This is a genomic window from Streptosporangium sp. CA-115845 (assembly GCF_050943795.1).
Classification (GTDB): Bacteria; Actinomycetota; Actinomycetes; order Streptosporangiales; family Streptosporangiaceae; genus Streptosporangium.
Genome location: NZ_CP191988.1, coordinates 7,433,008 through 7,448,807, shown reverse-complemented (window position 1 = coordinate 7,448,807; position 15,800 = coordinate 7,433,008). Strand labels below are relative to the sequence as shown.

The window sequence follows — 15,800 nt, the reverse complement described above, 5'->3', positions numbered from 1 at the left end:
CCGGTGACGTCGCCGGTCTGACCGGGAGTGATCCCGGCACCGTGCGGCGAAGCGGCGACCCACCCGAAGCCACGCACGCGGCAGGGCGGAGAGGGGGTCAACGCAGCCGCTGCTCGATCCAGACGATCTTTCCCTTCGGGGTGAGGCGGGAGCCCCAGCGGTGGGCGAGCCAGTTGATGAGGTGCAGGCCGCGACCGGTGTCGCTGGTGGTGGACGCCTCCCGCATCACCGGCTCGGACGCGGAGCTGTCGGACACCTCGCAGACCAGCGTGGGCCCACGCAGCAGGCGTAGCTCGACCTCGCCCTGGCCGTGCTCGACCGCGTTGGCGACCAGCTCGCTGACCATCAGCTCGGTGTTGTCGCACAGGGAGTCGAGTCCCCAGCCTCCGAGTGTGGCCCGGACGAAGCGGCGGGCCTGTGCGGCGGAGCGGCGGTCGGCGGGCAGCGACGTCTCGACGAACTCCTTCTCCGTCAGCTCGGACACCCTGGCCAGCAGCAGGGCGATGTCGTCGCGCTCGTGCCCCGGCCGCTGGGCGCCGATCGTGAGGTCGCAGACCTCCTCCAGGTCCTGGTCCTGGCCGGAGAGCAGGCCGCGCAGCGCGCTGATGCCCTCCTCGATGTCCCGGTCGCGGCTCTCCACCAGGCCGTCGGTGTAGAAGGCGAGCACGCTCCCGTCGGGAAGCGTGAACTCCCGCATCACGGCGGGCTCGTTGCCGATGCCCAGGGGCAGTCCCGGCGGCAGCTCCAGCAGTTCGGTCTCGCCGCCCGGTCGCACCAGAATCGGCGGAACGTGACCCGCGCAGGCTATCGCGCACCGCCGCGTGACCGGATCGTAGGTGGCGTACACACACGTGGCGATCTGGCTGGCGTCCAGGTCCTGGCTCATCAGGTTGAGCCGGAACAGCACGTCGGCCGGGCTCAGGTCCAGGCTGGCCAGCGTGCGGGCGGCCGTGCGGAGCTGGCCCATGGTGGCGGCGGCCCTGATGCCGTGCCCCATCACGTCGCCGACGACGAGGGCGACCCGGCAGCCGGGCAGCGGGATCACGTCGTACCAGTCGCCGCCCACCCCGACCAGATCGCTGGCGGGCAGGTAACGGGAGGCGACCGTCAGGCCCAGCGGCTGGGAGAGGTCGACGGGCAGCAGGCTGCTCTGCAGAGTCAGCGCGGTACGGCGCTCACGGTTGTAGAGCCTGGAGTTGTCGAGGCACACCCCGGTCCTGGCCGCCAGTTCCTCGGCCAGGTTGACGTCCTGCTCGTCGAAGGGCTGGCTGGTGGGACGGCGGGTGAAGATGACGAAACCGAGCACCCGGCCGCGCGCCTTCAGCGGTACCACCAGGAACGAGCTGTCCTCCAGCACCTTCGACACCGAGTCGCGCTTCCAGAACCGCCCGATCTCCTCGGCGGTCCGGCGCCCCAGGCGGGGGTAGAGGATCGGGTTGCCGGTGGCCATGCACCGGGCATAGGGGGTCCACGACTCGTAGACGGCCACCTCGTCCACGGGGAACGCCCTGGCGTACATGTCGGGGGAGTTGTCGGCCACGCCGACCGCGATCCGCCGCACCAGGGCCGAGCCGTCGGTGGTCTCCTGGGGGAAGTCCCCCTCGGTCACCAACCGGTCCTGTACCAGGATGCCGGCCGCGTCCGCGAAGCGCGGCACGGCGACGTCCATGAGTTCCCTGCCGGTCTCGAACATGTCCAGTGTGCTGCCGATGCGTTTGCTGGCCGCGTTGAGCAGGGACAGCTGCTCGTGCATGGATGCGGGACTGCCCATCCTGAACCCTGGCGTCGCTGGATCTTTGGTGACGAAACGGGACTTCACTCGCTCCACCGGGGTGCGGGAACCGGCGTCCACCAGGTTGCCAGTTCGAGATCTTCTGCGATGGCGTTGGCGCCGTTGTATCCGGGGGCCGCGGAGACCGAGCCACCGGGGTGGCTGCTGGCGCCACAGAGATAGAGGCCGTCGACAGGGGTGCGGTACCGGCCCATCTCGGGGACCGGCCGGTTGCCGCCCAGCTGGGACGGCTCGTAGGCCCCCACGTGGTGGCTGCCTCGCACCATGTTGACGCAGTGCCGCTCGATGTCGAGCGGTGAGAAGACCCGCCTGCCGAGGACGGCGCCTCCCGCGAGGTTGGGGGCGTACTCGGCCCACTCGGCGAGCAGCCGCTCACCGACCTCCTCGCGCCGACGGTCCCAGTTCACCGGGTCGCCGTCGAGGTCGTACGGGGCCCATGGCCACCAGAAGGCCACGTGTTTACCGTCCGGCGCGTACGAGGGGTCGAACAGCGAGGGGCATGCGCCGTTGCCGGCCAGCCGGTCGGGCAACTGTCCCTGATGGATCTGGTCGAAGGTGCGGCCGAGCTGCTCGCTGTCGTCGGCGCCGAGCACGACGAGGAAGGCCCGGTCCACGTCGGGCTCGAACTCGGCGGCCCGATAGCGCGGCGCCTCGTCGAGCGCCAGGTGGAGGGTGACGAGGCTGTGCCCGGCCCACTTGTAGTCCTCGACCTTGGCCGCGATCTCCGGGCCGAAGTTCTCCGGGCCCGCCAGCCGAACGGTCTGCGGGGCGTCCACCGCGCTGGCCACGAACCGGCGGGCGGTGAGCACGTCGCCGCCCGCCAGCTCCACCCCGGTGGCCCGCCCGTCACCGACGAGGATCCGCTCGACGTGGGCACCGGTCACCACGGTGCCGCCGTGCTCCTCGACGACGGCGCGCAGCGCGCTCGCGACGTTCCCCGCACCGCCCACGGGCACGCCGAGCCGGGCGATGCGCGACAGCAGCCGGGGGAAGAATCCGCCGGTGCCCGGCACGTCCTCGATGGAGATGGCGTGCAGGAAGGACTTGAACAGGACCCTGACCTGGTCGCTCTCGAAGTTCCTGTCGACGGCCTCGTACAGCGAGAGCGGCATGTAGCTCATCAGGTCGCGGCCCAGGTCGCCCTTGAGCCGCTCGGCGAGCACCGGGGGTGGTAACGGGCTGGAGTACAGGAACCCGTTCATCAGGTCCCTGGCCGCCTCGGCATAGCGCTCGTACAGCTCCAGCCAGCGCCCGGCGTCGGCCTTGGAGAACCGGGCGAAGGAGTCGGCGGTGCGTTTGGGGTCGGTGTAGACGGTGATCGCCCGGCCGTCCCGGAAGATCGTGGCGTGCTGGGTCTCGGGATAGACGTAGCTCAGGCCGTACCGCTGGAGTTCCAGGTCGGCGGGGACCGGTCCCTCCTCCAGGAAGTGGTAGCTGCTGTGGGTGTTGTGCCGAAACCCCGGGAGGGTGAGCTCCTGGGTGCTGCAACCACCGCCGGCGACGTCGTTGCGCTCGACGACCGCGACCGACAACCCCGCCTTCGCGAGGTAGGCGGCACACGTGAGGCCGTTGTGGCCCCCGCCCACGATGACGCCGTCGAACTCCGACACGTTCCCTCCAGGGCACTCTGACTGCTGGTATGGAGGATTGTAAAGAATGATCTATATGCGAACCCTGTGTTTAACAGAGATTCGTAGATATTTCCACATGGACTAGGACTTAGTGGCGCTTAGCCGACGAAGTGGCCACGCCAGGCCGCACCGGGAACTCCCTGAGTTCCCGGTGCGCGCCGGGTCACAGGGAGGGCAGCCCGGCCAGGGCCGTGTCGATCCGGTCCTGCGGCGGCGAGAGATCCTCAAGCCGCCCCGACAGGTAGCGGTCGTAGCCGTCCAGGTCGAAGTGCCCGTGCCCGCACACCGCGGTCAGCAGGACCTTCTCCTCACCCGTCTCCCTGCACCGCAGTGCCTCGGCGACGACCTCGGCCAGCGCGTGGGCCGCCTCGGGTGCGGGGACGACCCCCTCGGACCTGGCGAAGCGCAGCCCCGCCTCGAAGCAGTCGTTCTGGCCCATGGCCACCGCCTCGAACATCCCCAGCTCGTACAGGTGTGACAGCAGCGGGGACATGCCGTGGTAGCGCAGCCCGCCCGCGTGGATGGGATCGGGGACGAAGCCGTGGCCCAGGGTGTGCATCTTCAGCAGCGGGGTCAGCCCCGCGGCGTCGCCGAAGTCGTAGGCGTAGACGCCCCTGGTGAGGGACGGGCAGGCCGCCGGCTCGACCGCCCGGATCACCGGGGCCATCCGCCCGGCCAGCTTCTCCCGCAGGAACGGAAAGGCCAGCCCGGAGAAGTTGGAACCGCCTCCGGTGCACCCCACGACCATGTCCGGTGCCTCGCCGAACGCGGCCATCTGCTCGATCGCCTCCTCGCCGATCACCGTCTGGTGCAGCAGCACATGGTTCAGCAGGCTGCCCAGCGCGTACCGGGTGCCCGGTTCGGCCCCCGCGGCCTCGACGGCCTCGCTGATCGCGATGCCGAGGCTGCCCGGCGAGTCGGGGTCGTGGGCCAGCGCCTCGGCGCCGTACGCCGTCAGCGGGGACGGGCTCGGGTGCACGGTCGCGCCGTAGGCCCGCATCAGGCTCCTGCGGCCGGGTTTCCCGTCGTACGAGACGCGGACCATCCACACCTCGCACTCCAGGCCGTACTGCGCGCAGGCGAACGCCAGTGCCGAGCCCCACTGGCCCGCCCCGGTCTCCGTGACCAGCTTCCCGACCCCCTGGCGCGCGTTGTAGTAGGCCTGCGGGACGGCGGTGTTCGGCTTGTGCGAGCCGGCGGGTGAGCCGCCCTCGTACTTGTAGTAGATCCTCGCGGGGGTGCCGAGGGCACGTTCGAGCCTGCGGGCCCGGATCAGCGGGGTGGGCCGCCAGAGCCGGTAGACGTCGCGGACGCTCGCCGGGATCGGGACGAACCGTTCGGCGCTCGCCTCCTGGTCGATCAGCTCCACTGGGAACAGCGGCATGAGATCGTCCGGCTCGATGGGCCGCGAGGTGGCCGGATGCAGGATCGGTGGTGGCGGGACCGGGAGGTCGGCCACGATGTTGTACCAGTTATAGGGGATACGGGACTCGTCGAGCAGGATTCGGGTGGCTTCGGTCATCGGGTGCCTCCACATGTCGGATCCACTCAGTGCCCTTCTCGTCACCCACCGTAGTTCAGCTCGCGCGCGACGTCCCGGCTCCTCGCGACACCCGCCGTCACCGAGGCCGCGACGGCCCGATCGGTTCCCGGCGAGAGAGTCCGCGCCCCTGAACACGCCCGCCACGCGGAGAAACCATCACTCATACAACGCCCCTGAAAGCGGGAAGAGCCCCGGGAAAGCCGTAGGGCCGGCTCGCCCACAAGGGGTCTGAGCCGGCCCGTCCCGATCAGTCCCAGCTGAACCGACAGAGTTCGGCGGTCCAGCTGGAACAGGGCCGGACGGTGCTGGATTGCAACTGGGAACTGGAGCGCGGGCCGGTCTCCATCCCTCCGGAGATCATTCCCGATCTGCGGGCGCACCTCGACGAGTTCGCGGAGCAGGGGGGCGATGCCGCGGCGCTCCGGCTTCCGCCGGATCTGCAGGAAGGTACAGGCCGACGTGGGCTTACCGGGGTTCCGCTTCCATGATCTCCGGCACGTCGGTAACACCTTGGCATCGGACAGCGGAGCAGGCCTCAAGGAGCTGATGACCAGGATGGGACACTCCTCCACCAGGGCGGCGCTGATCTACCGGCACGCGAGCAAGGATCGTGGCCAGGCCATCGCGCGTGCCCTCGGCCAGGCTTTCAAGAAAGCTCGGGATGTCGGGCACAAAAAAGCGTCGGGCACGCCACGGGCACGAAAGATCCTGAAGTTTTGGAAAAGCGAAAAGGCCAGGTCGCCGTGTATGGGCTGACCTGGCCTTTTGCTGTTGGAGCGGACGACGGGAATCGAACCCGCGTAGCCAGTTTGGAAGACTGGGGCTCTACCATTGAGCTACGTCCGCGCGAAGCGGCTTCAGTCTGGTCTAGACTTCATCCGTTCGTCAGGGCGTAAGCGTACCGGAGTTCCGGAGCGTGCGCGCACTCGACCTACCGGGGTGTGGCGCAGTTTGGTAGCGCACCTGCTTTGGGAGCAGGGGGCCGCAGGTTCAAATCCTGTCACCCCGACGTATGCCGGGCATCGGTTCCGACCGGTGCCCGGTTTCTCGTCGTGCGGGATGCGATTTCTCGGCCAGGCGAGACAGGCAGGGCACCTGGATGATGCACGTCCGGAAGATCGCCTCGCGGCGCGGGAGCGCGGTGCGGAACGTCAGCGGTGGGCGCTGAAAAGGGCCCAGACGGCCTTGCCGCCGCAGTTGAGGTAATCCCAGCCCCAGCCCTGACTGTAGGTCTCCACGATGTAGAGGCCCCGGCCGTTCTCCGAGACGAAGTCCGGCTCCTTGGGGGTCGGAACCTCGTTGCTGGGGTCCATCACGGCCAGGAGCACATGGGGCGAGAGACGCAGCAGGACGAGCGTGATCGGGGTGATTTCCGGCTGGCCGGGCGGACACAGTGCGTAACGGACCGCGTTGGTGACGAGTTCCGAAACCACTAGCGCTGCGTCATCGCTGAGCTCTGCCAGTCCCCAGTCGCGGAGCGTCGAGCGGGTCACGTCCCGGGCGGTCTTCACCGAGTCGGCCTGGCTGGGCAGAGGGCACGCGGTGGCGTCGGACTGGTTGGCCTCGAGCAGCTCGTCAAAGCTCACCTCGCGGGTCGCCTGCAGGTAGTCGGCAGCCGATTTTGGCTCCTCCACCATCCTGCCGGTACCTCCCGCTGTCATCGTGAGTCTCCGTACCACGTGAGAGTTTTCAGAGCTTGTGCACCATAAGCCCAATATGCACTAAGCCATCATGGGTCACTGGAACGTCTGCTGCAAGACCCAAATGCACGTGCAGTTGCAATGTGCAGCGGCGTGGCTGGTTAGGTCGGCGACTTGGCGAATTGGGCAGTGACTTGAGACCTTGTCATAGCGGCCGGAAGTAGTGACACTGTGTGCGCTGGCCCAAGTAGAGAGGGAGGCGAAGTGGCGCAGGTTCAACCGGGATCAGGTCCCACAGCTCTGCGTATCCTCTTAGGCTCCCAACTGCGTCGTCTACGCGAGGCCAAGGGGCTCTCGCGAGAGGAGGCAGGCCATCTGATCCGCGGATCCGAATCCAAGATCAGTAGGATGGAGCTCGGCCGGGTTGGCCTGAGAGAGCGCGACGTGGCGGATCTGCTCACCTTCTACGGGGTGGAGGACGACCGCGCCCGGTCGGCGATCATGGATCTGCTGCTCAGAGCCAACGAACCCGGCTGGTGGCACCGGTTCAACGATCTGCTGCCCTCGTGGTTTCAGACGTACGTCGGCCTGGAGGAGGCAGCCTCCCGGATCCGTACCTACGAGGTGCAGTTCGTGCCGGGCCTGCTGCAGACGAAGGAGTACGCCAGGGCGGTCATCACCGCGGGGAGCGCCGGCATAGCGCCCGACGAGATCACCCGCCGGGTCGACCTGCGGATGGAGCGCCAGCAGGTGCTCGGGCGGCCCGACGGCCCGTTCTTCTGGGCCGTCATCGACGAGGCCGCGCTGCGACGTCCCATCGGTGGCGCGGACGTCATGCGGGCACAGCTGGAGCATCTGCTCGACCTCATGCGGCAGCCGAACATCACAATCCAGGTGATGCCCTTCAGCTTCGGCGGCCACAGCGCGGAGGGCGGTGCCTTCAGCGTGCTCCGCTTCAACGACAGCGAGCTCCCGGACGTGGTCTACGTCGAGCAGTTGGCCAGCGCCCTCTACCTGGACAAGCGCGAGGACGTCGACCGCTACAGCGAGGTCATGGAACGGCTGTGCGCGGTCAGCACCACCCCCGGTGAGACGAACGACATCCTGAGGCGGATCATCAAGGAGGACTGAGCGGCCATTGGTCGCTCCAAGGTGCCGCTCTGCCCTAGACTGGCCTGCGGCGCTGAACACCCGCCGCAGTGGAGCGTGCCCTAATCTCGCGCGTCTCGATGGCTGTGCCAGGTGCCACTCATGTGGGCGCGGCGCGAGAGCTTGCCGCGATAGCCGCTACGACTTGGCGCGCCCGCGATCACTCGAAGTTTGATCAAGGAGACGACCCCGTGAAGACCGCTGTGGAGGAGCTCAGCCCGACCCGGGTAAGGCTTACCGTCGAGGTGCCGTTCGAGGAGCTCGGTGAGAGCCTGCAGGCGGCGTACAAGAAGGTCGCGCAGCAGGTGCGCGTCCCCGGGTTCCGCCCCGGCAAGGTTCCGGCCCGCATCATCGAGCAGCGGTTCGGCCGCGCGGTGGTGCTGGAGGAGACCCTCAATGACGCGGTGCCCAAGCTGTACGGCCAGGCCGTCGACGAGAGCGAGATCTTCCCGGTCAGCCAGCCGGAGATCGAGGTCACCAAGATCGAGGACGGTCAGCAGGTCGAGTTCACCGCCGAGGTGGACATCCGTCCCGAGTTCGACGTCCCCGACTACCAGGGCATCGAGGTGACCGTCCCGGTCTCCGAGGTCTCCGACTCCGACATCGACACCCAGCTGGACGGCCTGCGCCAGCGTTTCGCCACGCTGACCGGCGTCGAGCGCGCCGCCGCCGCAGGCGACTTCGTCGTCATGGACCTGGCCGCCTCGATCGACGGTGTCAACATCGAGGAGCAGCAGGCCAACGACGTCTCCTACGAGGTCGGCGCCGGCTCGGTGCTGCAGGGCCTGGACGACGCCCTGGTCGGCCTGTCCGCCGGTGAGACCAAGGAGTTCACCACCAACCTGGTCGGCGGCGAGAACGCCGGCGAGGAGGCCGTGGTCACCATCACCGTCAAGAGCGTCAAGGAGAAGGTCCTCCCCGAGCTCGACGACGAGTTCGCCCAGCTCGCCAGCGAGTTCGACACCCTTGACGAGCTCAAGGCGAGCATCAGCGAGCAGGCCCGCCGCAACAAGCTGATCGACCAGGTCGTCCAGGCCCGTGAGAACGCGCTCGACGCCCTGCTCGGCAAGATCGACATTCCGCTGCCGGAGAGCGCGCTCAAGGCCGAGGTCGACAACCGCAAGCACAACCTCGAGCACCAGATCGCCGACAGTGGCCTGAGTAAGGAGGCGTTCTTCCGCCTCTACCAGACCACCGAGGAGGAGCGCCTCGCCGAGTTCGACGAGAGCGCCGCGAAGGCGCTCAAGACGGGCTTCGTCCTCGACAAGATCGTCAAGAGCGAGGAGCTCGGCGTCAGCGAGCAGGAGCTGACCAACTTCGTGGTGCGCCGCGCCATGCAGATGAACGTCGCGCCCAACACGCTGGCCCAACACCTGGCCGACAACGACCAGCTCACGCTGGCCATGGTCGAGATCGTCCGTGACAAGGCCAAGAGTGTCATCGGCGATGCCGCGAAGGTGACCGACGAGGCGGGCAACGAGGTCGACCTCAAGGCCATCTACACCGAGATCAACGGTGAGGAGTCCGCCGAGACCGAGGAGGCCGCCGAGGCTCCCGAGGCTGACGCCGCGAAGTAGCCCCAGGCCGAAGCGAAGGGTGCCGTCGAGTGCCCCGGACGCCCCCGCCGCGCCCAGCGTGACGGGGGCGTCCGCGCTCTCCCGGTCCCGGCCAGGGCCTTCGGCCGCTCCTCCAGGCCGAGCCGAGGGCGATGTGGGGTGAGCGCGCCGCAGAGCGCCGCCCTGGCGCTCTCCTGGATTCCTCCGGCTCCTCCCCTGCTTCCAAGGGGTTCGCGGGCTCCTGGGCCCTCTGAGCGCCGCGATTTCCCTGTCTTTCGCCCCGGAAGTCCACTCAGCGGTCCTCCACGATCCGCTTCCGGCGTCCGCCCCCGTGTCCGCGGGCTCCGACACGCCGTGCGGGCTCCGGTTTCCGAGCCTTTACCGAGGCGCGCGGCGGGAGGTTCCAGGCGCGGTGCGGAGGCGGCGGGCAGCATGCGCCGTCAGCGAACAGTGCGTTGAGGGGGCATGTCCGGTAGGCCGCGCGCGTTAAGGTCACAAGCAAAGCCAATCGATTACGACGCATCGGAAGGTGACGCTGTGACCAGCCCGCCGACCTTCTACCAGCCGACCGGCTCCGGGCCCGAGTCGATGAGCCAGCCGAACGGCTCGTTCAGGCTCGAAGACCAGCTCTACCAGCGGCTGCTGCGTGAGCGCATCATCGTGCTGGGCACCCAGGTCAACGACGAGATCGCCAACCGAATCTGCGCCGAGCTGCTGCTGCTCGCCGCGGACGACTCGGAGCGCGACATCTGGCTCTACATCAACTCGCCAGGCGGTTCCGTGACCGCTGGTATGGCGATTTACGACATGATGGAATACGTGCCTAACAATGTGTGCACGGTCGCGATGGGTCTGGCCGCTTCCATGGGCCAGTTCCTGCTCTGCGCCGGCGAGCGGGGCAAGCGCTACGCCCTGCCGCACGCCCGCATCATGATGCACCAGCCGTCCGGCGGCATCGGCGGCACCGCCGCCGACATCGCCATCCAGGCGGAGCAGATGCTCTACGTCAAGAAGACCCTCGCTGAGCGCATCGCGTTCCACACCGGTCAGAACCTGGAGCAGATCGAGGCCGACTCCGACCGTGACCGCTGGTTCACGGCCGAGGAGGCCAAGGACTACGGCTTCATCGACCAGGTCGTGCGCAGCGCTCGACAGGTGCCCTCCACGGGCGCCGTCTCCTGAAGGGGCACAAGGTGAGTGAGTTGATCCGGCCGGGAGACATCAACGGCCGCTACGTTCTTCCGTCCTTCACCGAGCGCACGTCCTACGGCATGCGGGAGATGAACCCGTACGCCAAGCTCTTCGAGGACCGCATCATCTTCCTCGGCGTGCAGGTGGACGACGCGTCGGCCAACGACGTCATGGCACAGCTGCTGACCCTGGAGTCGCTCGACCCCGACCGTGACATCAGCATCTACATCAACTCGCCGGGCGGTTCTTTCACCGCCATGACGGCGATCTACGACACGATGCAGTTCGTCCGGCCGGAGATCCAGACGGTCTGTCTGGGCCAGGCGGCCTCGGCGGCGGCGGTCCTGCTGGCCGGCGGTACGCCCGGCAAGCGCTTCGCCCTGCCGAACGCCCGCATGCTGATCCACCAGCCCTCCACCGAGGGGGGTGGCCAGGGGAGCGACATCGAGATCCAGGCGCGTGAGATCCTCAGGATGCGCGCGCAGATGGAGAGCATCATCGCTCAGCACTCGGGCAGGGCGCCGGAGGCGGTCCGCAAGGACATCGAGCGGGACAAGATCCTTGACGCCGTGGAGGCCAAGGAGTATGGGCTGATCGACGACATCATCCCGTCCCGCAAGAAGCTCGCGAAGGCCGTAGCCTCCTAACGAGGCATATCGCACCGGAACCGTGCCGAATCGGGCACGTTCCGGTGCGACTCGCCGCTAGGGGGCTCACTGAGGGCTCAGAAGACGGTAACGTCGAAACCTAAGCGGGATGACTTTTCGATCGGGTATCGGGCCGGTCGGAAGAAACGGACCGCGGCAGCCAGGGCGGTCCCACGCAAAGGAGTATCTGGGGTGGCACGCATCGGCGACGGGGGAGACCTGCTGAAGTGCTCTTTCTGTGGAAAGAGCCAGAAGCAAGTCAAAAAGCTCATCGCCGGACCCGGCGTATACATCTGCGATGAGTGCATTGATCTCTGCAACGAGATCATCGAGGAGGAGCTCAGCGAGTCCTCTGAGCTCAAGTGGGACAGCCTTCCCAAGCCGAGGGAGATCTACGAATTCCTCGACGCCTACGTCATCGGTCAGGACCAGGCGAAGAAGGCTCTCTCCGTAGCGGTCTACAACCACTACAAGCGGGTGCAGTCCGGCGAGCGCGGGCGTGACGACGGCATCGAACTGGCCAAGTCCAACATCCTGCTCCTGGGCCCGACCGGTTCCGGTAAGACGCTGCTCGCCCAGACGTTGGCGAAGATGCTGAACGTTCCGTTCGCCATCGCCGACGCCACAGCCCTGACAGAGGCGGGCTACGTGGGCGAGGACGTCGAGAACATACTGCTCAAGCTGATCCAGGCCGCCGACTACGACGTCAAGAAGGCCGAGACCGGCATCATCTACATCGACGAGGTCGACAAGATCGCTCGTAAGAGCGAGAACCCGTCGATCACCAGGGACGTCTCCGGTGAGGGCGTGCAGCAGGCCCTGCTGAAGATCCTGGAGGGCACGACCGCGAGTGTGCCGCCGCAGGGCGGCCGTAAGCACCCGCACCAGGAGTTCATCCAGATCGACACCACCAACGTGCTGTTCATCTGCGGTGGGGCCTTCGCCGGTCTCGAAAAGATCATCGAGTCCCGGATCGGCCGCAAGGGCATCGGTTTCAACGCCATCATCCGTTCCAAGGAAGACATCGACAGCTCCGACATCTTCGGGGACGTTATGCCCGAGGACCTGCTGAAGTTCGGCATGATCCCCGAGTTCGTCGGCCGGCTTCCGGTCATCACGAGCGTTCACAACCTTGACCGTGAGGCGCTCATCCAGATCCTCACCGAGCCGCGCAACGCCCTGGTCAAGCAGTACCGACGCCTGTTCGAGCTGGACAATGTCGAACTCGAGTTCACAGACGACGCACTTGAGGCGATCGCGGACCAAGCGATCCTGCGCGGCACCGGTGCCCGTGGCCTGCGAGCGATCCTGGAGGAGGTTCTCCTCTCGGTGATGTACGAGGTGCCGTCGCGGCAGGATGTGGCGCGCGTCGTCATCACCCGCGAGTCGGTTCTCGAACACGTCAACCCCACGCTCGTGCCGCGTGACCAGCTCAACAAGCAGCAGCGGCCGCCGCGCGAGAAGTCCGCGTGATCCAGCCTGAACAAACCGGTTTTCACGGCTGACGCCCCCGCAGGATCTCCCTGCGGGGGCGTCAGCCGTTTCCGGCGGTTTCCGCCGGGCCGGCCGGTGGTGCATTCGCCGGATGATTTCAGCAGCCGGTCCGCGGGGCCGATGGCATGGCGGGGCTCGCGAGATGGGGGAAGATGCCGCAACTCTTCGGCTGGGGAACATCGAGTGCGCGGACATCCCTAGACTTGGGCATCGTGACGACGCCAGAGCTGCCCACCCAGTACACACCTGCCGACGTGGAGACCCGGAGCTACGAGCGCTGGGTATCGGAGGGATACTTCACCGCTGATCCGAGCGGCGAGCGCGAGCCTTACAGCATCGTCCTGCCTCCGCCGAACGTGACCGGTGTCCTGCACATCGGCCACGCACTCGACCACTCGATCCAGGATGCGCTGACCAGGCGCGCTCGCATGCGCGGCCAGGAGACGCTCTGGCTGCCAGGCATGGACCACGCCGGCATCGCCACCCAGAACGTCGTCGAACGCGAGCTGGCCAAGGAGGGCCTGTCCCGGCACGACCTCGGCCGAGAGGCGTTCGTCGAGCGGGTCTGGCAGTGGAAGGAGGAGTCCGGTGGCCGGATCCTCGGCCAGATGAAGAAGCTCGGCGATGGCGTCGACTGGTCACGCGAGCGCTTCACGATGGACCCCGGACTCTCCCGCGCCGTTCAGACGATCTTCAAGAGGCTCTTCGACGACGGGCTCATCTACCGCGCCGAGCGCATCATCAACTGGTGCCCGCGCTGCCTGACCGCGCTCTCGGACATCGAGGTCGAGCACAGCGAGGACGAGGGCGAGCTCGTCTCGATCCGCTACGGCGACGGCGACGACTCCATCGTGGTCGCCACGACCCGGGCCGAGACGATGCTCGGTGACACCGCCGTGGCCGTGCACCCCTCCGACGAGCGCTACGCGCACCTGATCGGAAGGGAAGTGGAGCTACCGCTCACCGGGCGCCTCATCCCGATCGTCGCCGATGAGCACGTCGATCCGGCCTTCGGCACCGGAGCGGTCAAGGTCACCCCGGCGCACGACCCGAACGACTTCGAGATCGGACGTCGCCACTCGCTGCCGTCCCTGACGATCATGGACGAGCGCGGTGTGGTCACGGCCCACGGCCCGTTCCAGGGGCTCGACCGCTTCGAGGCCAGGCCCGCAGTGGTTGCCGCACTACGCGCCGAGGGCCGGATCGTGGCGGAGAAGCGCCCCTACCTGCACTCCGTCGGGCACTGCTCGCGCTGCAAGACCGTGGTCGAGCCGCGGCTCTCACTCCAGTGGTTCGTCAACGTCTCGCCCCTGGCGAAGGCGGCGGGCGACGCGGTCCGTGACGGCCGGACGAAGATCCACCCGCCGGAGCTGGCCAAGCGCTACTTCGACTGGGTCGACGACATGCACGACTGGTGCATCTCCCGGCAGCTGTGGTGGGGGCACCGCATCCCGGTCTGGTACGGCCCCGACGGTGAGGTCGTCTGCGTCGGCCCCGACGAGCAGGCACCCGATGGCTACGTCCAGGACCCCGATGTCCTCGACACCTGGTTCTCTTCCGGACTGTGGCCGTTCTCCACTCTCGGCTGGCCGGACAGGACACCTGAACTGGCGAAGTTCTACCCGACCTCGGTCCTGGTGACCGGTTACGACATCCTGTTCTTCTGGGTCGCCCGGATGATGATGTTCGGCATCTACGCGATGGACGGCGAGCCGCCGTTCCGGACCGTGGCTCTGCACGGCATGGTCCGGGACCAGTACGGCAAGAAGATGTCGAAGTCGTTCGGCAACGTCGTCGACCCGCTCGACTGGATCGAGCGCTTCGGCGCCGACGCCACCCGTTTCACGCTGCTACGCGGAGCCAACCCCGGCTCCGACGTGGCGATCAGCGAGGAATGGGCAGGAGGGTCGCGCAACTTCTGCAACAAGATCTGGAACGCCACTCGCTTCGCGCTGATGAACGGCGCCGTGACGGGTGAGCTTCCGGTTGAGGAACTGACCGCCGCCGACAGGTGGATCCTGTCCAGACTCCAGGAGATCGTCGCGTCGGTGGACGCCGCGTTCGAGGACTTCGAGTTCGCCAAGATCTCCGACCTGCTCTACCACTTCGCGTGGGACGAGGTCTGCGACTGGTACGTGGAACTTGCCAAGATCCAGATCGCCTCCGGGCAGGAGCACACCCGGCTCGTGCTGGGCCATGTCTTCGACTCGTTGCTCCGTCTGCTTCACCCGCTGGTTCCGTTCGTCACCGAGGAACTGTGGCGAGCGGTCACCGGGAACAAGTCGATCGCGGTCGCGCCGTGGCCGACGGTCCAGGAGTCATTGCGTGATCCCTCGGCGGAGGAAGAGATCATCGCGGTGCAGGGGCTGATTACCGAGGTGCGCAGGTTCCGTTCCGATCAGGGCCTCAAGCCAGGGCAGCGGGTCGCCGCGCGGCTCTCGCTCGCCGGTACGGCCTTGGCCTCTCACGAAGGGGCGATCCGGTCGTTGCTCCGGCTCGACCAGCCGTCCGATTCGTTCGCCGCGACCGCCCGTCTCGATGTGAGCGGGGTTGTCGTGGAGATCGACACGGCGGGGACGATCGATGTGGCCGCCGAGCGTAAGCGCCTGGAGAAGGATCTCGCGGTGGCGCGTAAGGAGGCGGCCCAGGTCGCGGCCAAGCTCGGCAATGAGCAGTTCATGGCCAAGGCGCCGGACGATGTGGTGACCAAGGTGCGGTCCCGTGCCGCACAGGCCGACCAGGACATCGCGCGGTTGCTCGCTCAGCTGGCGGCGTTGCCGGCGAACTGACTGGCCGATGGCCTGAGTTCGAGAGCAGTGCGAGAGTCCTGATCTGAGAGTTCCAGCCGGTGGCTGGGAGGAGAACGGCCCAGGTCAGGAAGTTGGGGCGAGCCGAGAACCCGGAGTCTTTTGACTCCGGGTTCTCGTGTTTGAGAGCTTGAGTCTCAGGGAAGACCTAGTCGTTACCAGGAAGTTGGTCATGGTGGCCCTAGGAGGCTGCTAGAGTTCTTCAAGCAGGGCAGAGTCCTGCGATCCCCTCTGAAAATCTGGAAAATCGGGCGTGTCTGCACAAGTTGGACATCGGCCGGATGTTGGAGTAAGTTAGAGGGGTTGCCCTGGAGACAGGGTGGTCGCAATCCTAGCGGGTTCGGCGGGTC

General features: G+C 67.2%; 11 protein-coding genes and 2 tRNA genes. 8 read left to right on the top strand and 5 right to left on the bottom strand.

Annotated features, from left to right (window positions below):
* Nucleotides 1-97 precede the first annotated feature (97 nt).
* From ACQP0P_RS35385 to ACQP0P_RS35375, 3 genes are all read right to left on the bottom strand, one after another.
* On the bottom strand, nucleotides 98-1,771 hold the full coding sequence (locus ACQP0P_RS35385; protein WP_433363573.1) for an ATP-binding SpoIIE family protein phosphatase: 1,674 nt from the start codon (nucleotides 1,769-1,771) through the stop codon (nucleotides 98-100).
* 44 nt (nucleotides 1,772-1,815) lie between these two features.
* Nucleotides 1,816-3,402 carry a phytoene desaturase family protein gene (locus ACQP0P_RS35380; RefSeq protein ID WP_433363570.1) on the bottom strand — a complete coding sequence of 529 codons (1,587 nt, stop codon included), beginning with the start codon at nucleotides 3,400-3,402 and terminating at the stop codon, nucleotides 1,816-1,818.
* Nucleotides 3,403-3,586: 184 nt separating this feature from the next.
* Nucleotides 3,587-4,945: a TrpB-like pyridoxal phosphate-dependent enzyme gene (locus ACQP0P_RS35375; protein WP_433363567.1), complete on the bottom strand. Its 1,359-nt coding sequence runs from the start codon at nucleotides 4,943-4,945 to the stop codon at nucleotides 3,587-3,589.
* Nucleotides 4,946-5,374: 429 nt separating this feature from the next.
* Here ACQP0P_RS35375 and ACQP0P_RS35370 point away from each other — a divergent pair, with 429 nt between their 5' ends.
* Nucleotides 5,375-5,722 carry a tyrosine-type recombinase/integrase gene (locus ACQP0P_RS35370; RefSeq protein WP_433363564.1) on the top strand — a complete coding sequence of 116 codons (348 nt, stop codon included), beginning with the start codon at nucleotides 5,375-5,377 and terminating at the stop codon, nucleotides 5,720-5,722.
* A gap of 16 nt (nucleotides 5,723-5,738) precedes the next feature.
* On the opposite strand, the gene ACQP0P_RS35365 is transcribed toward ACQP0P_RS35370, so the two are convergent.
* A tRNA-Gly gene (locus ACQP0P_RS35365) sits at nucleotides 5,739-5,812 on the bottom strand.
* A gap of 89 nt (nucleotides 5,813-5,901) precedes the next feature.
* On the opposite strand from ACQP0P_RS35365, the gene ACQP0P_RS35360 reads away from it, so the two are divergent.
* A tRNA-Pro gene (locus ACQP0P_RS35360) sits at nucleotides 5,902-5,975 on the top strand.
* Nucleotides 5,976-6,117: 142 nt separating this feature from the next.
* On the opposite strand, the gene ACQP0P_RS35355 is transcribed toward ACQP0P_RS35360, so the two are convergent.
* Entirely contained in the window at nucleotides 6,118-6,627 is a 510-nt protein-coding gene (locus ACQP0P_RS35355) for an ATP-binding protein (protein WP_433363561.1), read from the bottom strand.
* A gap of 243 nt (nucleotides 6,628-6,870) precedes the next feature.
* Between ACQP0P_RS35355 and ACQP0P_RS35350 the strand changes: the two genes are divergently transcribed.
* From ACQP0P_RS35350 to ACQP0P_RS35325, 6 genes are all read left to right on the top strand, one after another.
* On the top strand, nucleotides 6,871-7,737 hold the full coding sequence (locus ACQP0P_RS35350; RefSeq protein ID WP_433363558.1) for a helix-turn-helix domain-containing protein: 867 nt from the start codon (nucleotides 6,871-6,873) through the stop codon (nucleotides 7,735-7,737).
* Between the two features lie 209 nt (nucleotides 7,738-7,946).
* Nucleotides 7,947-9,332, top strand: coding sequence for a trigger factor (tig, locus tag ACQP0P_RS35345; RefSeq protein ID WP_433363555.1), 1,386 nt, complete (start codon nucleotides 7,947-7,949; stop codon nucleotides 9,330-9,332).
* Between the two features lie 516 nt (nucleotides 9,333-9,848).
* Nucleotides 9,849-10,493, top strand: coding sequence for a ClpP family protease (locus ACQP0P_RS35340; RefSeq protein WP_030917742.1), 645 nt, complete (start codon nucleotides 9,849-9,851; stop codon nucleotides 10,491-10,493).
* 89 nt (nucleotides 10,494-10,582) lie between these two features.
* Nucleotides 10,583-11,149: an ATP-dependent Clp protease proteolytic subunit gene (locus ACQP0P_RS35335; RefSeq protein WP_433382278.1), complete on the top strand. Its 567-nt coding sequence runs from the start codon at nucleotides 10,583-10,585 to the stop codon at nucleotides 11,147-11,149.
* A 192-nt stretch (nucleotides 11,150-11,341) separates the two neighbouring features.
* Entirely contained in the window at nucleotides 11,342-12,622 is a 1,281-nt protein-coding gene (clpX, locus tag ACQP0P_RS35330; protein ID WP_030917736.1) for an ATP-dependent Clp protease ATP-binding subunit ClpX, read from the top strand.
* 173 nt (nucleotides 12,623-12,795) lie between these two features.
* Nucleotides 12,796-15,432 (top strand): valine--tRNA ligase, encoded by a 2,637-nt coding sequence (locus ACQP0P_RS35325; RefSeq protein WP_433363551.1) that lies wholly within the window; start codon nucleotides 12,796-12,798, stop codon nucleotides 15,430-15,432.
* Nucleotides 15,433-15,800: the final 368 nt, after the last annotated feature.